Below are 20,688 nucleotides of genomic sequence, written 5' to 3'. Positions count from 1 at the left end.
CTGATTTAAATTTAATCCACTATAAAACCAACATATAAAACAGAAAAGAACCCTTATCCAAGGCTGTCTGAAAAATATTTAAACTATTAAATCCTGATGTTATGACTGAAAAACTTCCTCCCGACGCGCTCATCGAAGCCGCGCTTTTGACTCAAACCGAACCCCTAAACGAAAAATCCATGCGCGAATTGTGTGTGCCGCCGCTGTCTCAGGATAAATTAATCGACGTGTTGGCGCAGTTGAAAACGCGTTGGCAGGGCAGGGCGTTGCAACTGGTGCATACGCACGAGGGCTGGCGGTTTCAGATTGCGCAGGCGGCATTCGAGCGGCTGGGCAGCCTTCAGGAACAGCGTGCGCCGCGCTATTCCCGTGCCGTGATGGAAACGCTGGCGATTATCGCCTATCAGCAGCCGGTGACGCGCGGCGATATCGAGAGCATACGCGGCGTGGCGGTGTCGCAGAACGTGATGCAGACCTTGCAGGACAGGGGTTGGATTGAAGTGATCGGGCATCGAGATTCTGTCGGTCGGCCTGCGTTGTGGGCAACGACGCCGACGTTTTTGAGCGATTTGCGCTTGGACAGCTTGGAAGATTTGCCGCCGCTGACGGAATTGGGTGAATTGGTTTTACCTGATTTGGTCGAAACGCCGCCGACAGGCGAGGAAGAAGAGCAGGAAGAAGCACCGGAGCGGCTGATTAATTAAAGCAAGGCTGGATGCGGAAAGGTCGTCTGAAAACTTGAAACGGGTTTTCAGACGACCTTTTTTCAAAAAATAATATCATTGTATTCAGCTTGTTAGATATAAAATAAGAAAAACCTCATTCAAACTATAAAAAATCTTAGTTATAATCAGCATATCTAAAGTTAACCGCCGATGTGCGGTCGATTTACTAAGGAATACTACCATGCTGTTGGCACTTTCCCTGCGCGATTTTGTCATTGTTGAAAACCTCAATCTGGATTTCCAAAGCGGTTTTACCGTTTTGACCGGCGAAACAGGCGCGGGCAAATCGATTACATTGGACGCAATCGGGCTTTTGTTGGGCGATAAGGCCGATTACAGCCAAGTCCGCAGCGGCGCGAAGGAAGCGCAGTTGTCGGCATTGTTTGACATCAGCCTTTTGCCCGATCTCAAAGCCCAATTGCAGGAACAGGGTTTTTTGGATGAAGACGCGGAAGAACTCAGCATCCGCCGCATCATCGATGCCAAAGGGAAAAGCCGTAGCTTTATCAACAATCAGGCAGCCACGCTGGCGCAGCTCAAAGCCGTCGGCGGGCAGCTTATCGACATCCACGGGCAAAACGCCCACCATTCCCTCAATCAAGAATCCGCCCAGCGCGAATTGTTGGACGCATTTGCGGGCAGCAAAGCGCAGGCGGAAACCGTCAGACAGCTTTATCAAAACTGGGTCAATGCGAAAAAAGCCCTCCAAGAGGCGCAGGAACACGCCGAGACCATCATTATCGAGCGTGAGCGTTTGGAATGGCAGTTCAACGAATTGAACCAGTTGGACGTCAAACAAGGTGAATGGGAAGCCCTCAGCCAAAGCCACGACAGCCTTGCCCATTCCGCCGAATTGCTGCAAGCCGCCGAAGAAGTCGGCGACTACATTGATGGCGACAACGGCATCCAACGTCAAATTTATCAATGCCAAAAATTATTGACCAATCTGCAAAACATTGAGCCGCGCTTCGCCGAAAGCTTGAATATGCTGGCGAGCATTGAAGCAGAACTGGGCGAGATCAGTGCCAATATGCGTGACGTCGCAGGTCGCAGCGACATTGATCCCAATGAGTTGGCGGCGCAGGAACAGCGCATGGGCGAACTGATGGGGATGGCGCGGAAATACCGCATCGAGCCTGAAGCCCTGCCGCAAAAAATGGCTGAAATCGATGAGCGCCTGCAAAGCCTGCAAGCCGCTGCCGATTTGGAAGCGTTGACGCAAACCGTTGCCCGCAACCTTGCCGAATATCAGGAGGCAGCCCACGTTCTTTCCGCCATGCGCCATCAGGCGGCGGGCAGATTGGGCGAGGAAACGACCGGACATATGCAGCATCTCGCCATGAAAGGTGCGCGTTTCGACATCGTCCTGCTGCCGTCTTCCCCGACGGCGCACGGTTTGGAGCAGGTACAGTTCCAAGTTGCCGCCAACAAAGGCAATCCGTCCCGTCCGCTGAACAAAGTCGCGTCTGGCGGCGAACTTGCCCGTATCAGCCTTGCCTTGCAGGTAGTCACCAGCCAATACACGCAAGTCCCCACGCTGATTTTTGACGAAGTCGATACCGGTATCGGCGGCGGTGTGGCTGAAATGGTCGGCAAAGCCCTGCGTGCTTTGGGTAAAAAACATCAGGTGCTTGCCGTAACCCACCTTCCACAAGTCGCTTCCTGCGGTGAAAACCATTGGCAGGTTCGCAAACACAGCGAAGGCGAACAAACCGTCAGCGAAATCAGCGTGTTGGATCATCATCAGCGCATCGAAGAAATCGCCCGTATGCTTGGCGGCGAAATCATTACCGACACGACCCGCAGCCACGCGGCAGAGTTAATCAGTCTTGCCGCCGCTTAAACGCAAAATAGAGAGAGGTCGTCTGAAAAGGGAGTTTGTGTCTAATCCAATTCACAAACCGTTTTTCAGACGACCTCTTTGCCAAACTGCCCGCGCCCTTTCAGACGACCTCAATACAAGGTATGATTACGTCGTTTGTTTATAAGGAAGTTCCCATGAAAGTCCTGTTTATTGCCGATCCGATGGCAAGTTTCAAAACCTATAAAGACACCACCTACGCCATGATGCGCGAGATGGCAAAACGCGGCTGGCAGCTTTTCCATACCTTGAGCGGCGAATTGTCCGTGCAGCAGGTATGGGTGACTGCTCAGGCTGCGCCGTTTGAGTTTCTCGGTGCCAAAAACGATGATGATCATGAGTGGTTTAAAGCGGCAGACAAAGTTCAGACGACCTTGAAAGACTTCGATGCCGTCATTATGCGCACCGACCCGCCGTTTGATATGCAATATCTCTACGCCACCCAATTCCTGACGCTGGCGGAGCAGCAGGGCGCGAAGGTCTTTAACAGCGGACAGGCGATGCGCGACTTCAATGAAAAATTGGCGATTTTGAATTTCAGCCAGTTCACCGCACCTACGCTGGTTACGACCCGTTCCGCCGATGTCCGCGCATTTTTGAAAGAACACGGCGACATCATCATCAAACCGCTGGACGGCATGGGCGGCATGGGCATTTTCCGCCTGACCGAAAAAGACCCCAACATCGGCAGTATCCTCGAAACCCTGATGCAGCTTGATTCCCGCACCATCATGGCGCAACGCTACATTCCCGAAATCGTCCATGGCGACAAACGCATCCTGATTATCGGCGGCGAAGTCGTCCCCTATGCTTTGGCGCGTATTCCGCAAAACGGCGAAACACGCGGCAATCTGGCGGCAGGCGGGCGCGGCGTGGCGCAGGAATTGAGCGAACGTGACCGAGAAATCGCCGAAACCCTCGCCCCCGAACTCAAACGCCGCGGTATCTTGTTGGCAGGTTTGGACGTCATCGGCAGCAATCTGACCGAAGTCAACGTGACCAGCCCGACCGGTTTCCAAGAAATCATGAAACAAAAAAACTTCGACGTCGCCGCGATGTTTGCCGACGCTGTCGAAGCTTGGTCTAAACAATAATACCGAAAGGTTGTCTGAAACCCGAATCCGTTTTAGCGAAACTCGCTTCACTCGTTTTAGCGAAACTCGCTGCGCTCGTTTTCAGACGCCCCCTAGTTATAGTGGATTAAATTTAAATCAGGACAAGGCGATGAAGCCGCAGATAGTACAGATAGTACGGAACCGATTCACTTGGTGCTTTAAGCACCTTAGAGAATCGTTCTCTTTGAGCTAAGGCGAGGCAACGCCGTACTGGTTTAAAGTTAATCCACTATGCAAATATAAATATTGATACAAACATTACTTATGAAACCATCTTCTTACGCTGCCGATAAAAAAGGCAAAAGCGGCATCAAACGCATCATCAACGCATTCGGCTATTCCAAAGACGGGCTTGCCGCCGCCTACCGCTATGAAAGCGCGTTCCGTCAAGTGTTGTGGCTGAATCTGATTTTGATTGTATTGACCTTCATCCTCAATTTCGACTCCGCGACCAAAATGCTGCTGATTATCGCGTCGTTTGTTTCGCTGATTACCGAATTGTTCAACACAGCCGTCGAAGCCGCCGTCGATCACACTTCTACTGAAAAACACGAATTGGCAAAACGTGCCAAAGATGCCGGCTCTGCCGCGCAGTTGCTCGCTTTGACGATGTTGGGCATCGTGTGGGCGATTGCATTGTGGCGCGGGTATGTTTGAATTTACTTTAAGATGATTTATACTTACTAAGTATTAATTCTCATGAATTAATTTGAATCATTTTGTTTAATCTGAGTCAAAGCATTCAGACGACCTTTGCATGTAGGATGAGAATAGTATTATTATCGACATACAAAGTCGCGCGGAAAGCTTTTGCCGCAACAAAACCACCCATTTCATCATAAAGGAGCAATACATGAAAAAATTATTGGCAACCCTGATTGCAGCAGGTTTGGTATCCACCGCTTCCGCAGCCGGTGTTCACGTTGAAGACGGTTGGGCGCGTGCCACCGTCGAAGGCATGAAAATGGGCGGCGCGTTCATGAAGATCCACAACGATGAAGCCAAACAAGACTTCTTGGTCGGCGGCAGCAGCCCGGTAGCCGACCGCGTTGAAGTGCATACCCATGTCAACGACAACGGCGTAATGCGCATGCGCGAAGTTAAAGGCGGCATCCCGCTGGAAGCAAAAGGCGTAACCGAGCTGAAACCGGGCAGCTACCACGTTATGTTCATGGGTCTGAAAAAACCGCTGAAAGAAGGCGAAAAAGTACCTGTTACCCTGAAATTCAAAAATGCCAAACCTCAAACCGTACAACTGGAAGTGAAAACCGCACCGCAATCCGGCATGGACCACGGTCATGGTCATGGCCACGGTGGTGCGCATCAACACTAATCGTTTATAGTTTGAACTCAAAAGGTCGTCTGAACATTTTCAGACGACCTTTTTGTTTGGCTCAGTTTCGAGTTGATGCGTTATAGTGGATTAACTTTAAATCAGGACAAGGCGACGAAGCCGCAGATAGTACATCAGGACAAGGCGACGAAGCCGCAGACAGTACAGATAGTACGGCAAGGCGAAGCAACGCCGTACTGGTTTAAAGTTAATCCACTATATTAGGCAACAGAAGGAAAACGCTTGCCATCAAAGTCAAAAGGTCGTCTGAAAATTTGCCACGCTTGTTTTCAGACGACCTTCTTCAGTCAAGCCGACGATTAATCAAACAATTCCCGCTGCGCCTGCTCTTTGGTCACGCGCACGTCGGTTTCGCCGTCGGCAAAAGTGATGTGCAGTTTCTGCCCTTGCTTTAAAACATCGGCGTTACGGATGACTTGTCCGCGTGTGTTTTTAACGACGGAGAAGCCGCGCTCCAGAATCTGCTGCGGCGATACGGCTTCGAGCAGGGCGGTTTGGGCGTTCAGGCTTTGGCGGCGGTGGGCGAGCAGTTGGCGGAAAGAGTGCGACAAGGTCGTCTGAAAGCGGTTGATGTCTTGCCGGTAAACGGAAATATCAGGTCGGCAATGTTTCAGGGCTTGAGTTTGGCGTTCGAAACGGGCGGTGTGGGCGCGGACATTTTGCGTCATCGAGTAGGACAGAGTTTGCGCCAGTTTGTGGATGTAGGTGCGCTGTTCGTCGAGTTTTTGGCGCGGGTGGCGGATTTGCCGCGCGAGCCAGTCAAGTTTTTGGCTGGCATCGAAATAGCGTTGTTCTAAAACGGTTTTCAGACGGCCTTTAGCTTGGGCGAGGTGGTGTAACGATTCTTGGCGGTTGGGGCTGACCAGTTCCGCCGCGCCGGTCGGCGTAGGCGCACGCACGTCGGCAACGAAATCGGCGAGCGTGAAATCGGTTTCGTGTCCCACGCCGCTGACGACGGGAATCGCGCAGGCTTCGATGGCGCGTACGACCGGTTCTTCGTTAAACGCCCACAAATCTTCAATGCTGCCGCCGCCGCGACAGACAATCAACACATCGCATTCGGCGCGTTGCGATGCGGTTTTAATCGCTTGGGCAATCTGAAACTCGCTGCCCGCGCCTTGAACGGCGGTCGGATAAACGATGACGGGAATTTCGGGCGCGCGACGTTTCAAGGTGGTGACGACATCGCGCAATGCCGCCGCCGCCAGACTGGTTACGATGCCGATACATTGCGCCCGGGCGGGCAAAGGTTTCTTGCGTTCCGCCGCAAACGCGCCTTCCGCCTGCAACTGCGCCTTCAGCCGCTCGTAGGCTTCGTAAAGCTGCCCCAAGCCTTTGAGCCGCACCTCGTTCACCGTAATCTGAAATTCGCCCCGCGCCTCGTAAATACTGATTTTCCCCGCCACTTCGATATGGTCACCTTCTTTCAAAGGTTTCGCCAAACGCGCCGCCGCACCTTTAAACATCGCGCAACGCACCTGCGCGCGGCTGTCTTTGAGCGAGAAATAATAATGCCCGCTGGCGGCACGGGTCAGATTGGACACTTCGCCCGCAATCCACAAACCGGCAAGATGGTCTTCCAGCAAGGCTTTGGCGAGGGCGTTGAGTTCGGATACGGAAATGGAGGAGGGCGCGAAGAGTTTGGACATTGGAGGAGGGAAAAAAGGGGGGAAGGTTGGATTATAAGGGGTTTCAGACGAGGTTTGTACGGGAAAGGTCGTCTGAAAACCTCAAATTCGAGTTTTCAGACGACCTCTTTTATGGGCATTTCAAATTAAGCCAAATTTTCCAGCATCCATTTGACGTAGCGCTCGACGCCTGCTTTGACATCCAAAAATTCCTCCTTGTATCCGGCTTCGCGTAGTTTGGTGATGTCGGCTTGGGTGAAGCTTTGGTATTTGCCTTTGAGCGCGTCGGGGAAGTGTATGTAGCGGATAAGTTCTTCTTCTACCAGCTCTTTTAAGCTCATTTCAGGTTTGCCTTCGGCGGCGCGGCAGGCGTTGACGGTGGCGGCGGCGAGTTCGTTGAACTGTTGGCTGCGGCCTGTGCCGAGGTTGTAGATGCCGGAAAGATTGGGATGGTCGAAGAAGTAGAGGTTGACTTTGGCGACATCTTCAACGCTGACGAAGTCGCGGGTTTGTTCGCCGTTGCCGTAGCCGTCGTTGGCGCCGAACAGGTTGACGTAACCATTTTCGCGGTATTGGTTGAAATGGTGGAAGGCGACGGATGCCATGCGGCCTTTGTGTTGTTCGTGTTGTCCGTAAACGTTGAAGTAGCGGAAGCCAACGACTTGGGCGGTCAGGCCTTCTTTCATGCGACGGCGCAATACTTGGTCAAACAGGAATTTGGAGTAGCCGTACACGTTGAGCGGTTTTTCAAGTTCGCGTTCTTCGCGGAAGATTTCGCCTTTACCGTACACGGCGGCGCTGGAGGCGTAGAGGAAGGGGATGCGTTCGTCCTGACACCAGTCCAAAAGGTCGAGCGTGTACTGGTAGTTGTTGTCCATCATGTAGAGGCCGTCGTGGTTCATGGTGTCGGAACACGCACCTTGGTGGAAGACGGCTTCGATGTTTTCGTAAGGCAGAAGATGGCCGCGCACTTGGCGGATGAATTCGTGTTTGTCGAGGTAGTGGGCGATTTCGCACTCGGCAAGGTTTTTGAATTTTTCGCCACGGGTCAGGTTGTCAACGGCGACGATGTCGGTGATGCCGCGTTGGTTGAGGGCTTTGACGATGTTGCTGCCGATAAAGCCGGCCGCGCCTGTTACGATGATGGTCATATTGGGTTTCCTTTGATTTTTGGTTTTAGTGAAACTCGTTGCACTCGTTTCAGACGACCTTGGAAAGATGGGGTCGTCTGAAAAAGGGATTACTGCTCTTCCAATGCTTTGTTCAACTCTGCAAACGAGCAGACCGCAGTACCGAGTTTGGCGACGACGACGCCGGCGGCGGTATTGGCGAAGTGCATGGCTTCGGGCATGGTGTAGCCTGCTGCCAGCCCCAAACCCACTCCGGCAATGACGGTGTCGCCTGCGCCGGACACGTCGTAAACTTCCTGGGCGCGGGTGGGCTGGTAAATGGGTTCGCCTTCGCTGAACAGGGTCATGCCCTCTTCACTGCGGGTCAGTAAAACAGCGGTCAGGTCGAGGTGGCGGCGCAGGTTTTGCGCTTTTTCGGTCAGCTCGCTTTCGTTTTTCCAACTGCCGACCACTTCTTTCAATTCAGCGCGGTTGGGCGTAATCAGCGTGGCGCCGGCGTATTTTTCGTAATCGTCGCCTTTGGGGTCGATTAATACGGTTTTACCTGCGTGTTTTGCCCAATCTATCATATCGGAGATGTGCGATAGGCCGCCTTTGCCATAGTCTGAAAAAATGATTGCATCGTATTCGGGCAAGATTTCAAGGTATTTCTGCTTGATTTGTTCCAATACGTCGCGGTTGGGATGCTCTTCAAAATCAAGGCGGATAAGCTGCTGGTTGCGGGCGACGACACGCAGTTTGACGGTGGTGGCGATTTGTTTGTCGCGCATCAGATAGGAAGCGACGCCGTCTTGCGCCATCAGCGCGTCGAGCGCGTTGGCGGCTTCGTCGTCGCCGGTTACCGACAACAGCCCTGCTTTGCCACCCAGCGAAGCGATGTTGCGCGCAACATTCGCCGCTCCGCCCGCGCGTTGGTCTATTCGTCCGATTTTCGCCACCGGCACGGGGGCTTCGGGCGAAATACGGGACACGTCGCCAAACCAATAGCGGTCGAGCATCACGTCGCCGACAACCAGGACTTTGGCTTGTGCGAAACGGGATTTGAGGGTTTCTTGTTGGAACTTGGTGGGCATTTTCTGCACTCCAAAATTAGTTATTTTTTGTGTGTGAAAACTTCAATGTATTCTCAGCGCACTCACCTGCAGATTTACTGATTAAAAATAAAATCTGACTTTTTATTATTCTTCAAAATCGAAAGGAGACCAATCGGTAACAGGAGAAAAATAATCCTCTCCCTCTTTTTTTTCAAAAACGCTACCTATATCCGCCCAAAACAGCTCCCCAACATCTGCTTGATAATGAGTAAGTCGCGTCAAGCTTTGAAAGGAGAAGTTTTCAGAGTTATTCATGTATTCATCATCTTCTGTTCCGGAAAGTACTCGCCATCCGCTATCAAATGGTAAATCCCCTTGATGTTCCCGATACATAAATCTAATAGGAAGCCCCTCTTCAACAATTTTATGTGACACAATCGCATACCATCCAACAGGGGTATCCTTTACAAGTAAATCATCTTCTGGAAATGCATCATGATCAAAAATATTGCTCGCATCTGAACCACATTGAGACATCGAATAATTTCCTTTCTAAGCTGAAATTTTTTGGTTATTTATCTATCGTATCAAAGTAAGGTAGTTTCCTTTGAACGGTATCAAAATTGTTGATGTTCAAGCGTTTGCCACGCGGTTCACTTCGCGCAATACGGCTACCGAATCGGCCGCTTGGGTAACAGGTCGGCCCATCACCAGATAAGTCGAACCTGCCGCCAATGCTTCAGCAGGCGTCATGATGCGGCGTTGGTCGTCGTTGTTGCCGGCAACGTCCAAACGGATGCCGGGCGTTACCAAGACAAAATCCTGCCCCAATTCGCGGCGCAGCGGCGCGGCTTCTTGGGCGGAGCAGACCACGCCGTCCAAGCCCGAACTTTGCGCCAGTTTCGCCAAACGGATGACTTGTTCTTCAGGGGCGATGTTCAAACCGATTTCCGCCAAATCGCTTTGTTCCATACTGGTCAACACGGTTACGCCGATTAAGAGCGGCTTCGTGCCGTATCCGGCAACGGCTTCGGCGGCGGCTTCCATCATGCGGCGGCCGCCCGATGCGTGCATATCGACCATCCACACGCCCATGTCGGCGGCGACTTTGCAGGCTTGCGCAACGGTGTGGGGAATGTCGTGGTACTTCAAATCGAGAAAGAGTTTGAAACCCTGATGAATCAGGCTTTCCGCCAAACTGCGCCCCGTGGCGGTAAACAGCTCTTTGCCGATTTTGATTTGGCACAACGTCGGATCAAGGTTGCGGACGAATCCGAGCGTGTCTTTTTCGTTGGCAAAATCAAGGGCAACGATGACGGGGGTGCGTTGTTGCGGAGTTTGGAAGTCGGTGATTAAAGGATTCATGGTGTTTTCGTTTCGGGTTTTCAGACGACCTTTATCGTCTTTTTCGCAATATAGTGGATTAACTTTAAACCAGTACGGCGCTGCCTCGCCTTGCCGTACTATCTGTACTGTCTGCGGCTTCGTTGCCTTGTCCTGATTTAAATTTAATCCACTATAACAACGTAAATTCAAACCGTAGGTCGGGCATTGATGTCCGACCTATGCGGACTCAAGCCCCCGACAAACTGTTTCGGATAAATTTGAACCGGTACATCAGCCGTCATTCCCGCGCAGGCGGGAATCCATTGATAAAACTCAGTTCATTAGATTTAAACAGCGATTGCCCAAATTCAGAAATGGATTCCCGCCTGCGCGGGAATGACGCCGAATGATTATTTTTCGGTTGCAACACGCTGTTTATCAAAAACAGGTCGTCTGAAAACCTGATTTCCTGTTTTCAGACGACCTTTTCGATTTATTTGCCCAATGCGCCCAATACTTCGGCTTTTACGGCTTCTACCGGCTGAGTGCCGTCAACTTTGATGTATTTCGGCGCGTGTTCGCCTTCCAGCTTGCTGTAAAAATCGACCAGCACTTCGGTTTGCTCGTGGTAAACGGCAAGGCGTTTTTTGACGGTTTCTTCTTTGTCGTCGTCGCGCTGAATCAAATCTTCGCCGGTTACGTCGTCTTTGCCTTCGACTTTGGGCGGATTGTAGGTAACGTGGTAGGTGCGGCCGGAAGCCAAGTGAACGCGGCGGCCGCTCATGCGGTCGACAATCACACTGTCGGGTACGTCGATTTCAACCACGGCGTCCAAATCCACGCCCGCTTCAACCATTGCTTCGGCTTGTGCCAGCGTACGCGGGAAACCGTCGAACAAGAAACCGTTTTTGCAGTCGTCTTGCGCGATGCGTTCTTTCACCATACCGATGATGATGTCGTCGCGCACCAAACCGCCTTCGTCAATGATTTTTTTCGCTTCCAAACCCAGCGGCGTGCCTGCTTTAATCGCAGCGCGGAGCATGTCGCCGGTAGAAATTTGCGGAATGCCGAACGCAGCGGTGATGAATTGTGCCTGAGTGCCTTTACCCGCGCCCGGCGCGCCTAACAATAATACTTTCATGGGTGTTCCTTCTTGTTAAGTAGTATGGATTTGAAACGTGATTCAAATGATTTTACACGGCTTGCGTTTATCGTTCAAAACTTCAGACGGCCTGTTCCGCGCTGAAATGTTTCCATGCGTCATCGCGCATTTCGGCAAACCATGTGTCTTCGGGAAAACGCTTCAATGCGTCTTTCAAAGTGGAAAGCAGGTTTTGCGATAAAGTCTTCGCCAAATACTCTTCCTCGTTGGCTTCCGCCGCCTTGTCCGTCTGCTGCGCCAAACCGAGCGCGCGGGTCTGATGCCCATGTGCCAAGTAGTTGAGCGCAATCACCTTTTGCGCCCAAAGCTGCGGAATTTCAGGGCTGTCTTGCAGCAATACCGACAAAATCGACACGGCAACTGTCAGCCTGCCCCCGTTCAAACGCAAATCCAGTGAACGGTTCGGCGGCAGCGTACTGAGCGTTTCCGCCATACGGAACCAAAACTCGCCGCTGGCTTCGTCCGGCGCGGCAGCTTTCAACATTTCATAGTTAAACTCTTGATCGTCGTTTTGAACCAGCAGGGCAACATCGGCAAGCAGTTTTTGCTCCTCGCGGCTCAAATGGCGTAAATCGGTCATAAAAGGGCTTTCTGTTGGTGTTTGGGTAAAACGGATTATCGGGTTTGGTGTTCAATTTATTCTGATTCACCGTCGATTTCTTTTTTCAAATCAACGATTTTTTGTTCTAGATTCTGTATCTTATCTTTTGTTTTATCTATTTCTTTTAATAGTCGTAATTGTTTTTTTATTTCATATTGTTTTATTCTATCTGGTTTTGATGAATATTTATCTTTATAGCAATAAAATTTTGGTATTTTTCGTGGAGAATCATATTTATTACTTTCTTTTAGAACTTTATAAATAAAGCTTGCAATTTTTAAGATATGCTTTCTAGCGTTCTCCTGTTCTTGCTTAAAATCATATGCTTCAGCATCGTTATATGGTTTTGTATCAGGAAAAAAACCACAACCACGGCCAAAAGTGATTGCCTCAATATTTATCGGAAAGAAGAAATCAGTTTTATTCTTTGTATATTGATTCATCTCCCCGTATTTTGAAAAAATTGCCCTATACTCTTGCTCATATTCCCACACCTTACTTTTTCTCCGCATTATATTTTCCAAACCACTTTTAAGCACTTCTTTTAATTCTTCATCACTATTAAAACAATGTTTTAAATCGTACTGTACTTCTTTAACATATTTCTTAAATTTTTCATCAATAGTAAAGTCAATTCTTATACCTTTTGAGCTATTAGCATAATGAGCCCACATTAACTCATTACCCTCAATTTTATTTATTTTATCCTCAGTTTTATTTATTTTATAATTAGAAAAACAGCAAATTACATACTCTTGCTTTTTATCATAAATTTTATCTGTTAACGTTTTTTTAATGCGGCTAGTGACCAAATAAACACATTCATCAATATCATTGAAATGTTTATAGTTTTGAGAAAATAGCCATGAATCTTCAAAAATGTCTTTTATAAATTTATTCTTCTTCCAAAATTCTTCAAAATCATCATGTTCTTCATAAGTCAAGCTTTTAAATTTAGAATATTTCATTTTTCTTTCCATTTTTATATTCAGATTATCTGAGAAATTAAATTCATTTTTTATTTTTGTGAGACGGACTGAAATCACGCTAGGAGTTCCTCCCCCCCTTCCACAGAAAGAGGGGGGGAACTGTCGAAATTTAACTGTTTTCAGACGACCTCGAACGCAGCCCTGACCCTGTCCAAATCTTCCTGCGTATCCACGCCGGCGGCGGGGGCTTGTTTGGCGGTTTCGACGGCAATCGGGTAGCCGTGCCACAGGACGCGCAGTTGTTCCAGCGATTCGATGGTTTCCAGCGGCGAAACGCTCATTTCGGCGTAGCGTTGCAGGAAGCCGGCGCGGTAGGCGTAGATGCCGATATGGCGCAGGACGGCGGTTTCGGCGGGCAATTCGCGTTTTTCAGCACGCATGGCATCGCGCGGATAGGGAATCGGGGCGCGGCTGAAGTAGATGGCGTTGCGGTTTTTGTCGAGGACGACTTTAACGACGTTGGGATTCATAAATTCGTCGAAATCGTGCAATTCGTGTGCCGCGGTTGCCATTTGCACATTGTTTTCCACTAAGACTTCGGCGGTGCGGTCGATGAGTTCGGGGGCAATCAGCGGCTCATCGCCCTGTACGTTGACGACCACCAGATGTTGCGGCAGTTTCAGCGCGGCAGCGGCTTCGGCAAGGCGGGTCGTGCCGCTTTCGTGCCGGTTTGAAGTCATGACGACTTCGACGCCGTGCGCCTGACAGGCCGTCTGAATATCGGGATGGTCGGTGGCAACGACGACGCGTGCCGCCTTGCTTTTTGCCGCCTGTTCGGCAACACGCACGACCATCGGTTTGCCATGAATATCCGCCAAGGCTTTTCCGGGCAGGCGCGATGAATCCAGCCGCGCCGGAATCAATACGACAAATTCGGTCATGCTTTGAGTTCCTCTTCGCTCAACGCTCGCGCTTCGTTTTCCAGCATATAGGGAATGCCGTCTTTAATCGGATAAGCCAGCTTCGCCTGACGGCTCCACAATTCCTGTTTGTCCTGATGATATTCCAGCCTGCCTTTGGTAACGGGGCAGACGAGGATGTCTAAGAATTTTTTTTCCATGGGGTTTCTTTCGGGTTTGATGGTTTTAGCGAAACTCGCTTCGCTCGTTTTCAGACGACCTCAAGCGGCATTATTTCTTCCGTGCCGGTTTGTTAGGCTGTTTGGCGCAGGCTTGGGCAGGATTTTTGCCTTCGCACATGATTTGGCGGATTTCACGTCTCAGGTTTGCGCTTTGGTTGGATTGGGTGTATTTGCCGGCAAGGATGTCCATCATAGGTTTCACCGTTGCCTCAAGATAGCGCGGCGTTTTGTCCATTATCGATTGACCTACCGCCGTGCTGTAAAAGCCAATCAATGCGTTGACTTCTTCCTGCGTATAAACCGTCTTCATGCCGTCTAAAGTCGCTTTACGCAATTGGGCGCGCACTTGCGGCGTATTGATTTCGGCAATCGATTGGTTTGCATACTTTTTCAAGACTGCTTCCAACTGCGGACGTTTGTCTTCCGGCGCATCTTTCAAAAATTTCTGTACATTCGGATCGGAAAGCACAATGCCCTCCATGCTTTGGAAAGACTGGTCTAACAGGGCATCCATCTTCTGCACTTCAAACAGACGCTCCAGCGACGCATCGCTGGGCGGGGCGGCAAATGCGTTGGCACACAATGCCAGCGCGGCGACGGGCAATAATAAGGTTTTCAGTTTCATCTTTTTCTACCTTTCAACAAAAAATAAATATTTACAGATGGTCGGAGAATTATTTGGCACATTTCGGCAAATTTTTGTTGCCTTTGCATAAAATACCATGTGCCTGCTCCTCAAAAGCAGGCGTATATTTATCGCTTGCATTGAGGTAGTTTTGACTCATGTTTTTTTGGATAATCTCATCGCTCAGCTTATCGAAATGCTCGACTTTTTCGAGCGCAGACTTGCCGGCACCATGCCCAAATGCTTCAGCCATCTTTTCTATATCCGATTGGCTCAACACATCATCAAGATTTCCACCATGCTGTTGGAAACTTCTTATCTTTTTCAAAATATTTTCCCCCTGAGCCGAAGAGAAAAAACGGTTGGTTACATCGACTTCTTCTTGCGTGAATACTTTCTGTACGGCACGCTTTTCTTCATCCAGCCATTGTTTTTTCAGCTCAGGACGGCTTAAATCTTCCTGCATATTTTTCATGTAACGGCTGATAAGCGCCTTCATCTGCGCCTTTTGGGCTTTTGGTGTCATAGCCAATAATCGTTCATGATCCTCTTTATTCACCGCCTCCAAAGAGCGTTGTACTTTCTCAGGATAATTCCTGCCTATACCCTGAATTTCCAACCATTTCATCGCAGATTCATCACTTGGCTTGGCAGCCATACTTTGAGCGCAAGCAAATAAAGCCACACAAGAAACCAACAAATATTTTAATTTCATCATCCACTCCTATCGCATAGTTTGAATACTGTCTTTAAAACATCTGTGAAACTTCTATAAGCATTTGGATTTTAACATTTCTGATACAAACGCCGCCAAATCAGGTTCAATTATCGCACAAACAGGCAACACCCATACATGATTCATATTAAGGTCGTCTGAAAACTTGACCGCATCTTTCTCCGTAATAATGACCGCGTCCGCATTGGGTAAATCTGCCGCTGCGATGTCGGCATGGTCGGGCAGCGCGACGGTTTGGTTCAATGTGATGCCCATGTTCCGCAACGAATCGAAAAAACGCTCCGGCTTGGCGATACCCGCCACGGCGGCGACGGTTTGGTTTTTCAGACGACCTGTGTCCAGTATTTCGGACGGATGGTTCAAACGGTAAATTTGTCCCGTTTCGATGCGGCTGTGAAACATATTTTCAGACGGCGCAAACGACGCATCCGCCTTGCCGCCGCTGATCACGACCGCATCCACCGAGTCCAGCCGCGACAAAGGTTCGCGCAAACTGCCGTTGGGCAGCAAATCCAAATCGGTGCGCCCCGTATCCGCCGCCGGAAATACCGCGATTTCCACATCCCGCCGCAGGGCGTAATGCTGCAAACCGTCGTCCGCCACAATCAGCCCGATGTCGGGATGCGCCGCCAGCAACGCCCTGCCTGCCTCCGCACGGCTGCTGCCCACCGCCGTCGGCGCGCCGGTTTTACGGAACAGCAGCAAAGGCTCGTCGCCCGCATCTTCCGCTCGGCTCTTCTCATTCAATACATGAACCGCCTTGCTCTTGCGCCCGTAGCCTCGGCTGATGATGCCGACCTTGATGCCTTTTTCCTGCAAGCTAGACACCAGCGCGGCGACAATCGGCGTTTTCCCCGTCCCGCCCGCGTGGATATTACCGACCACGACCACAGGCACGGGCAGCTTTTCGCTTTTCAGACGGCCTGAAACGAAATCATCGCGCCGTTTCGCCGCAATTTTGGCAAACAGCATGGATAAGGGTTTGAGCAGGAAAGATAAAAACGGATTGGGGCGTTGCCAATGGCGTTCAATGATTTGATGGAGTTTGGGCATTCAGACGACCTTGTAGCTGCGTTTCTTTGTAGGCAGAGCCTACACCATTTTGGAGGATAAGTCGTTCAGGCGAGGGTTTCGATGCGGTTGTCGGGCATGACCAGCCAGACTTTTGCCTGTTTGGCTCGGGCGGCGGTACGGATGGCGGCTTCGTCCATGATGGAGAATGCGGTGGAGAAGGCATCGGCAACGGCGGCGGTTGGCGCCATGACGCTGACGCTGCGGTAGCGCGGTGTGGCAGTGCCGGTGCGCGGGTCGAAGAGGTGGGTGAACTTGCCGGCCTCGTCCATTACGGTACCGTAGCCGCCTGAGGTGGCGAAGGCTTGGTTTTGCATGGGGAGGGTCAGGAGGGTGGCTTCTTCGTTTTGGGGATTGCGGATGCCGACGTTCCATGTGCGTTGGTTGTCGGTGTCGAAGCCGCGGATTTCGCCCATATCGACAAGGGCCTGGCGGATGCCGTGCTGTTGCAGCAGGGCGGTGATTTTGTCGGTGATGTAGCCTTGGGCGATGCCGTTGAGGGACAAGCCCATGCCTTTTTGTTCGAAGAGGATGGCTTTTTGGTCGAAGACGACGTGTTTGAAGCCGACGAGTTTGAGGGTGCGCCGGATGTCTGGTTCGGACGGCGGGGTTTCGGCACGCGGGTTGCGGCGGAAATGGTCTACGTAAAGATTCCACAATACTTGGACGGTGGGGTCGAACGCGCCGTCGGTCAGGGCATGGATGTCGCGGCAGATGCTCAAAAGGGCGAGGAAGTCGGGCGGCGGGTTGTTCAGACGACCTTCTTTGTTCAGTCGGTTGATCAGGCTGTCTTCGCGGTAGAGGCTGAAGATTTTTTCGAGGCGGGCGACTTCGGCGAGAACTTTGTTGACAAGGATTTCAGCTTCTTTGCGGTCAACGCCGAAGAGGCGGAGCTCGGCGCCGGAACCCAGCGCAATGCCTTTCCAGATAACGGGCTCGCCGGTGGTTGGTAACGGGGTAGGACGGTTGCGGTTTAGGAGAAAGGGTGCGGTCGCTCCGGCGGCAGTCAGGGCGGCGATGGCGAAAAAACGGCGGCGGGTGAGCGGGGTGTTCATGGGTTGAGATGGGTCGTCTGAAAAGGGGCAGTGTTGGAGGAACGGGCGGAAGTCGGCTTATCTGGGTTTGCGTTTGAAGGCGTTGGGAAAGTGTTTTAGAAGCGCCGCCATTTCCGCACAGGATTTTTATGGTTACGGAAAGGACGGCGGGCGACGGCTGAGGCTTGATTTGCGCTGCGGCAGAACTTGTTTTCCTGCCATCAAGCCTGCCTTCACGCTTTGAAACCAAGCGTCAACCGTCTCATTAATCGCCCATTGCCGCTAAAAGTTCTGCCTGATGTTCGGCAATCAGGGCGTTGGTAATTTCTTCCAAGTCGCCGTCCATCACAAAATCCAGCTTGTGCAGGGTGAGGTTGATGCGGTGGTCGGTTACGCGGCCTTGGGGGTAGTTGTAGGTGCGGATGCGTTCGCTGCGGTCGCCGCTGCCGATAAGGGATTTGCGTTCGGCGGCTTCTTTGGCTTGGGCTTCGCGTTTTTGCGCGTCGTTCAGGCGGGCGGCGAGGACTTTCATCGCCTGCGCCTTGTTGGCGTGTTGGCTGCGGCCGTCTTGGCATTCGACCACCATGCCTGTGGGCAGGTGGGTGATGCGGACGGCGGAGTCGGTTTTGTTGATGTGCTGACCGCCCGCGCCGGATGCGCGGAAGGTGTCGATGCGCAGGTCGGCGGGGTTCAGCTCGATGTCTTCGAGTTCGTCCGCTTCGGGCATGACGGCAACGGTACAGGCGGAAGTATGGATACGACCTTGGCTTTCGGTGGCGGGGACGCGTTGCACGCGGTGGCCGCCCGATTCAAATTTCAGACGACTGTACGCACCGAGTCCGACGATACGGGCGATGACTTCTTTATAGCCGCCTAACTCGCTTTCGTTGGCGGAAACGATTTCGACCTGCCAGCGGTTGCGCTCGGCGTAGCGGCTGTACATGCGCAGCAAATCGCCTGCAAACAGCGCGGCTTCGTCGCCGCCCGTTCCGGCGCGCACCTCGATGAAGATGTTTTTGTCGTCGTCGGCATCTTTGGGCAGCAGCAGTTTTTGCAGTTCGGTATCGAGCGTGTCGATTTTGGCTTTTGCCGCTTCGATTTCTTCGGCGGCAAAGTCTTTCATTTCGGGGTCGGACAGCATTTCTTCGGCATCCGCCAAGTCGCTTTGCGCCAGTTGATAGTTTTGGAACACTTCGACCACGGGCGTCAATTCGGCGTGTTCGCGCGTGAGCTTGCGGTAGTTGTCCATATCGGACGTGGCTTCGGGCTGTCCGAGGAGGTGGGTGACTTCTTCCAGTCGGTCGCTGAGTTGTTGTAGTTTTTCTAAGATAGACGGCTTCATAATTCTTCCATAACAAATGCCGCCGGGAGTCGTCCGCGACGGCGCGAGGAGGCGATATTATAATGGGTTTGGTTGGAAATTCAAAAGGATATGGCGGAGTTTCTGATGGGCTGCGGCGATGTCGGTTTGCTTTGCGTTATCGGTTTGAAGTTCATCCCTTCGTTTGAACATTTTGCCATACATAACAAAAGGTCGTCTGAAAACCAAAATCCGGTTTTCAGACGACCTTTGTTTTGATTGGGCTTACTTAGGTGCAGCCAAGATGCCTGTCAGGTTCAGCAGGAACAAAACCGTAAATCCGGTCAGGTAAATCAAGCCGAGGATGGCGAGGAGGTCCATACCTGCCGTCAGTTTGTGGCGTTTGTCGCCTTTGACGAGGCGGTAGTTCAGCCAAGCGAACACGGGTGCAGAAACGAAGGCGGTAATCATGGCGAATTTGAGCAGCTCCGCCATTGCGCTGTTGAACCAGAAAATCACTGCCAAGCCCGTACCTGCGACCCAAACGTTCCAGGCGAACAGTTCGACGTTGCCCGTTTTGTCTTTGCCGCGCAGCAGGCGTACCGGCTCGGCAATCGCGCGCGCGTAGCCGTCCACTACGGTAATCGTTGTGCCATACATGCAGGCGAAGGCGATGAATGCGACCATCGGACGCGACCAGTCGCCGATGGTGACGGCGTACATATTAATCAGTTGACCGACGTATTTGCCGCCCGCCATTTGCACTGCCTCCCCGTTGCCGTATTGGACATACGCGCCCAAGGCGAGGAAGACGACCGCCAACACTGCGCTGGTGATGTAGCCGACGTTGAAGTCGAAAATACCGTCGCGGTAGCTGGAAGGATTGATGCGTTGTTTTTCCGTTACCCACAGTGAGTTGATGGCGGAAATTTCAATTGGTGCAGGCATCCAACCCATCAGCGCGATGAGGAAGCCCAAGCCTGCCAGTGTCCATGGGGTAGGCTCGATAAAGTCGGGTTTCATCTGCATGCCGCGCGACATGGCGATAGCGGCGGCGGCGACTGTGGCAATCGTCAGGCTGACAATGATGATTTTGGAAACATTGTCCAAGGCTTTGTAGCGTCCGCTCGCCAAGATAATCAGGCAGGAAGCCATAATCAGCGCGGAGATTGCGCCGACATTCAGCGTCAGCGAGGGAATCGCCATTTTGACGATGGCGGCGGTCACGATGGCGACCGCACCCGCGTTAATCGTTGCCGAGATAACGCACAAAATCAGGAATACCCACAAATAAACGCGGTTTTTTTCCGCATAGCCTTCAATCAGGCTTTTGCCCGTATCCAGCGTGTAATGCGCGCTGAAACGGAAAAACGGATATTTGAAGAGGTTGGTCAAAATGATAATCAACGCAAGCTGCCAGCCGTAAAGCGCGCCCGCCTGCGTCGAGGCAATCAGGTGCGAACCGCCGACCGCCGCCGAAGCCATCATGATTCCGGGCCCCAGCGCATTGATTTTGCTTTTCCAAGTCGAAGCGTGTGTATGTTGTTCAGACATCTATTCTCTCCGTCTTTTTCAGACGACCTTCACAAAAAAAGGCATATTTTAACGTAAATCAAAATCCTGAATGGTGAATATTGGAAAACATTATGCTGAATTTTGGATAAAAAATACTAATCAAATAAAAAAATAGGATATTCAGGAAATTTTATGCCTAAAAACCTTTTTCAGACGACCTTGTATCGCTTTTTATTCCTGTTTGTCCGTGTTAAAAGGGAGGTGTTGGAAAATGGGCGGAAGCCGATGACAAGCGCGCCATAGCGGTTTTGTCAGGGTTTCACTATAATATTCAACCTGTTCTACGCTAGGATGGGCAGGCGGTTCGGTCTATATAGTGGATTAAATTTAAATCAGGACAA

The 20,688-nt window shown here is 51.3% G+C and carries 22 protein-coding genes and 1 pseudogene; 6 read left to right on the top strand and 17 right to left on the bottom strand.

Going from position 1 to position 20,688, the window contains the following annotated elements; translation table 11 throughout:
* Window positions 1-101 precede the first annotated feature (101 nt).
* The 5 genes from HMPREF2572_RS06130 (at window position 102) to HMPREF2572_RS06110 (ending at window position 5,034) form a co-directional block, all read left to right on the top strand.
* Window positions 102-704, top strand: a complete 603-nt coding sequence (locus HMPREF2572_RS06130) for an SMC-Scp complex subunit ScpB (RefSeq protein WP_070496881.1) — start codon at window positions 102-104, stop codon at window positions 702-704.
* A 202-nt stretch (window positions 705-906) separates the two neighbouring features.
* On the top strand, window positions 907-2,568 hold the full coding sequence (gene recN / locus HMPREF2572_RS06125) for a DNA repair protein RecN (protein WP_070496878.1): 1,662 nt from the start codon (window positions 907-909) through the stop codon (window positions 2,566-2,568).
* A gap of 155 nt (window positions 2,569-2,723) precedes the next feature.
* A complete protein-coding gene (gene gshB / locus HMPREF2572_RS06120) occupies window positions 2,724-3,680 on the top strand; it encodes a glutathione synthase (RefSeq protein ID WP_070496874.1) in 957 nt (318 codons plus the stop codon).
* A gap of 285 nt (window positions 3,681-3,965) precedes the next feature.
* Window positions 3,966-4,358 carry a diacylglycerol kinase gene (locus HMPREF2572_RS06115; protein ID WP_003756111.1) on the top strand — a complete coding sequence of 131 codons (393 nt, stop codon included), beginning with the start codon at window positions 3,966-3,968 and terminating at the stop codon, window positions 4,356-4,358.
* Window positions 4,359-4,554: 196 nt separating this feature from the next.
* The gene (locus HMPREF2572_RS06110; RefSeq protein WP_070496871.1) at window positions 4,555-5,034 is read left to right on the top strand and encodes a copper chaperone PCu(A)C; all 480 of its coding nucleotides are present in this window, start codon (window positions 4,555-4,557) and stop codon (window positions 5,032-5,034) included.
* A 320-nt stretch (window positions 5,035-5,354) separates the two neighbouring features.
* Here the strand turns inward: HMPREF2572_RS06110 and xseA are convergent, their stop codons facing one another.
* From xseA to prfA, 16 genes and pseudogenes are all read right to left on the bottom strand, one after another.
* Window positions 5,355-6,704, bottom strand: a complete 1,350-nt coding sequence (gene xseA / locus HMPREF2572_RS06100) for an exodeoxyribonuclease VII large subunit (protein ID WP_070496862.1) — start codon at window positions 6,702-6,704, stop codon at window positions 5,355-5,357.
* Between the two features lie 125 nt (window positions 6,705-6,829).
* Window positions 6,830-7,834: an ADP-glyceromanno-heptose 6-epimerase gene (rfaD, locus tag HMPREF2572_RS06095; RefSeq protein WP_070496859.1), complete on the bottom strand. Its 1,005-nt coding sequence runs from the start codon at window positions 7,832-7,834 to the stop codon at window positions 6,830-6,832.
* Between the two features lie 89 nt (window positions 7,835-7,923).
* On the bottom strand, window positions 7,924-8,886 hold the full coding sequence (hldA, locus tag HMPREF2572_RS06090; RefSeq protein WP_070496856.1) for an ADP-heptose synthase: 963 nt from the start codon (window positions 8,884-8,886) through the stop codon (window positions 7,924-7,926).
* Window positions 8,887-8,991: 105 nt separating this feature from the next.
* A complete protein-coding gene (locus HMPREF2572_RS06085) occupies window positions 8,992-9,384 on the bottom strand; it encodes a DUF2185 domain-containing protein (protein WP_070496853.1) in 393 nt (130 codons plus the stop codon).
* Window positions 9,385-9,480: 96 nt separating this feature from the next.
* A complete protein-coding gene (pyrF, locus tag HMPREF2572_RS06080; RefSeq protein ID WP_070496850.1) occupies window positions 9,481-10,212 on the bottom strand; it encodes an orotidine-5'-phosphate decarboxylase in 732 nt (243 codons plus the stop codon).
* A 48-nt stretch (window positions 10,213-10,260) separates the two neighbouring features.
* Window positions 10,261-10,368, bottom strand: a pseudogene (locus HMPREF2572_RS14820) (IS5/IS1182 family transposase); the annotation flags it as partial.
* A gap of 298 nt (window positions 10,369-10,666) precedes the next feature.
* A complete protein-coding gene (gene adk, locus HMPREF2572_RS06075; RefSeq protein WP_002232195.1) occupies window positions 10,667-11,314 on the bottom strand; it encodes an adenylate kinase in 648 nt (215 codons plus the stop codon).
* Between the two features lie 82 nt (window positions 11,315-11,396).
* Complete coding sequence (locus HMPREF2572_RS06070; protein WP_070496847.1) at window positions 11,397-11,915, bottom strand: 3-deoxy-manno-octulosonate cytidylyltransferase; 519 nt, start codon at window positions 11,913-11,915, stop codon at window positions 11,397-11,399.
* A 56-nt stretch (window positions 11,916-11,971) separates the two neighbouring features.
* Window positions 11,972-12,904: a DUF2971 domain-containing protein gene (locus tag HMPREF2572_RS06065; protein WP_070496845.1), complete on the bottom strand. Its 933-nt coding sequence runs from the start codon at window positions 12,902-12,904 to the stop codon at window positions 11,972-11,974.
* 140 nt (window positions 12,905-13,044) lie between these two features.
* Window positions 13,045-13,806: a 3-deoxy-manno-octulosonate cytidylyltransferase gene (gene kdsB, locus HMPREF2572_RS06060; RefSeq protein WP_070496841.1), complete on the bottom strand. Its 762-nt coding sequence runs from the start codon at window positions 13,804-13,806 to the stop codon at window positions 13,045-13,047.
* Window positions 13,803-13,985, bottom strand: coding sequence for a Trm112 family protein (locus HMPREF2572_RS06055; RefSeq protein WP_002221286.1), 183 nt, complete (start codon window positions 13,983-13,985; stop codon window positions 13,803-13,805). The genes kdsB and HMPREF2572_RS06055 overlap by 4 nt, the downstream gene beginning before the upstream one ends.
* A gap of 70 nt (window positions 13,986-14,055) precedes the next feature.
* A complete protein-coding gene (locus HMPREF2572_RS06050; protein ID WP_070496838.1) occupies window positions 14,056-14,631 on the bottom strand; it encodes a DUF2059 domain-containing protein in 576 nt (191 codons plus the stop codon).
* A 49-nt stretch (window positions 14,632-14,680) separates the two neighbouring features.
* Window positions 14,681-15,349 (bottom strand): DUF2059 domain-containing protein, encoded by a 669-nt coding sequence (locus HMPREF2572_RS06045; RefSeq protein WP_246827777.1) that lies wholly within the window; start codon window positions 15,347-15,349, stop codon window positions 14,681-14,683.
* A 51-nt stretch (window positions 15,350-15,400) separates the two neighbouring features.
* Complete coding sequence (lpxK, locus tag HMPREF2572_RS06040; RefSeq protein ID WP_070496832.1) at window positions 15,401-16,420, bottom strand: tetraacyldisaccharide 4'-kinase; 1,020 nt, start codon at window positions 16,418-16,420, stop codon at window positions 15,401-15,403.
* Between the two features lie 65 nt (window positions 16,421-16,485).
* Complete coding sequence (locus HMPREF2572_RS06035) at window positions 16,486-17,493, bottom strand: FAD:protein FMN transferase (RefSeq protein WP_070496829.1); 1,008 nt, start codon at window positions 17,491-17,493, stop codon at window positions 16,486-16,488.
* A 244-nt stretch (window positions 17,494-17,737) separates the two neighbouring features.
* On the bottom strand, window positions 17,738-18,814 hold the full coding sequence (gene prfA, locus HMPREF2572_RS06030) for a peptide chain release factor 1 (protein ID WP_009174477.1): 1,077 nt from the start codon (window positions 18,812-18,814) through the stop codon (window positions 17,738-17,740).
* A 90-nt stretch (window positions 18,815-18,904) separates the two neighbouring features.
* Here prfA and HMPREF2572_RS06025 point away from each other — a divergent pair, with 90 nt between their 5' ends.
* On the top strand, window positions 18,905-19,051 hold the full coding sequence (locus tag HMPREF2572_RS06025) for a nitrogen fixation protein NifZ (protein WP_070496824.1): 147 nt from the start codon (window positions 18,905-18,907) through the stop codon (window positions 19,049-19,051).
* Window positions 19,052-19,057: 6 nt separating this feature from the next.
* Here the strand turns inward: HMPREF2572_RS06025 and HMPREF2572_RS06020 are convergent, their stop codons facing one another.
* Window positions 19,058-20,326 (bottom strand): Nramp family divalent metal transporter, encoded by a 1,269-nt coding sequence (locus HMPREF2572_RS06020; RefSeq protein WP_070496821.1) that lies wholly within the window; start codon window positions 20,324-20,326, stop codon window positions 19,058-19,060.
* Window positions 20,327-20,688: the final 362 nt, after the last annotated feature.

Origin of the sequence: Neisseria sp. HMSC064E01, from assembly GCF_001808875.1 — a bacterium.
Classification (GTDB): domain Bacteria; phylum Pseudomonadota; class Gammaproteobacteria; order Burkholderiales; family Neisseriaceae; genus Neisseria; species Neisseria sicca_A.
Note: the sequence above shows the minus strand (reverse complement) of the source record. Positions and strands in the feature narration are given on the sequence as shown.

Bases quoted from the DNA above. Each gene is read 5' to 3' on its own strand.
- HMPREF2572_RS06130 (WP_070496881.1), top strand. From the start codon at position 102: ATGACTGAAAAACTTCCTCCCGACGCGCTCATCGAAGCCGCGCTTTTG.
- recN (WP_070496878.1), top strand. From the start codon at position 907: ATGCTGTTGGCACTTTCCCTGCGCGATTTTGTCATTGTTGAAAACCTC.
- gshB (WP_070496874.1), top strand. From the start codon at position 2,724: ATGAAAGTCCTGTTTATTGCCGATCCGATGGCAAGTTTCAAAACCTAT.
- HMPREF2572_RS06115 (WP_003756111.1), top strand. From the start codon at position 3,966: ATGAAACCATCTTCTTACGCTGCCGATAAAAAAGGCAAAAGCGGCATC.
- HMPREF2572_RS06110 (WP_070496871.1), top strand. From the start codon at position 4,555: ATGAAAAAATTATTGGCAACCCTGATTGCAGCAGGTTTGGTATCCACC.
- xseA (WP_070496862.1), bottom strand. From the start codon at position 6,704: ATGTCCAAACTCTTCGCGCCCTCCTCCATTTCCGTATCCGAACTCAAC.
- rfaD (WP_070496859.1), bottom strand. From the start codon at position 7,834: ATGACCATCATCGTAACAGGCGCGGCCGGCTTTATCGGCAGCAACATC.
- hldA (WP_070496856.1), bottom strand. From the start codon at position 8,886: ATGCCCACCAAGTTCCAACAAGAAACCCTCAAATCCCGTTTCGCACAA.
- HMPREF2572_RS06085 (WP_070496853.1), bottom strand. From the start codon at position 9,384: ATGTCTCAATGTGGTTCAGATGCGAGCAATATTTTTGATCATGATGCA.
- pyrF (WP_070496850.1), bottom strand. From the start codon at position 10,212: ATGAATCCTTTAATCACCGACTTCCAAACTCCGCAACAACGCACCCCC.
- adk (WP_002232195.1), bottom strand. From the start codon at position 11,314: ATGAAAGTATTATTGTTAGGCGCGCCGGGCGCGGGTAAAGGCACTCAG.
- HMPREF2572_RS06070 (WP_070496847.1), bottom strand. From the start codon at position 11,915: ATGACCGATTTACGCCATTTGAGCCGCGAGGAGCAAAAACTGCTTGCC.
- HMPREF2572_RS06065 (WP_070496845.1), bottom strand. From the start codon at position 12,904: ATGAAATATTCTAAATTTAAAAGCTTGACTTATGAAGAACATGATGAT.
- kdsB (WP_070496841.1), bottom strand. From the start codon at position 13,806: ATGACCGAATTTGTCGTATTGATTCCGGCGCGGCTGGATTCATCGCGC.
- HMPREF2572_RS06055 (WP_002221286.1), bottom strand. From the start codon at position 13,985: ATGGAAAAAAAATTCTTAGACATCCTCGTCTGCCCCGTTACCAAAGGC.
- HMPREF2572_RS06050 (WP_070496838.1), bottom strand. From the start codon at position 14,631: ATGAAACTGAAAACCTTATTATTGCCCGTCGCCGCGCTGGCATTGTGT.
- HMPREF2572_RS06045 (WP_246827777.1), bottom strand. From the start codon at position 15,349: ATGATGAAATTAAAATATTTGTTGGTTTCTTGTGTGGCTTTATTTGCT.
- lpxK (WP_070496832.1), bottom strand. From the start codon at position 16,420: ATGCCCAAACTCCATCAAATCATTGAACGCCATTGGCAACGCCCCAAT.
- HMPREF2572_RS06035 (WP_070496829.1), bottom strand. From the start codon at position 17,493: ATGAACACCCCGCTCACCCGCCGCCGTTTTTTCGCCATCGCCGCCCTG.
- prfA (WP_009174477.1), bottom strand. From the start codon at position 18,814: ATGAAGCCGTCTATCTTAGAAAAACTACAACAACTCAGCGACCGACTG.
- HMPREF2572_RS06025 (WP_070496824.1), top strand. From the start codon at position 18,905: ATGGCGGAGTTTCTGATGGGCTGCGGCGATGTCGGTTTGCTTTGCGTT.
- HMPREF2572_RS06020 (WP_070496821.1), bottom strand. From the start codon at position 20,326: ATGTCTGAACAACATACACACGCTTCGACTTGGAAAAGCAAAATCAAT.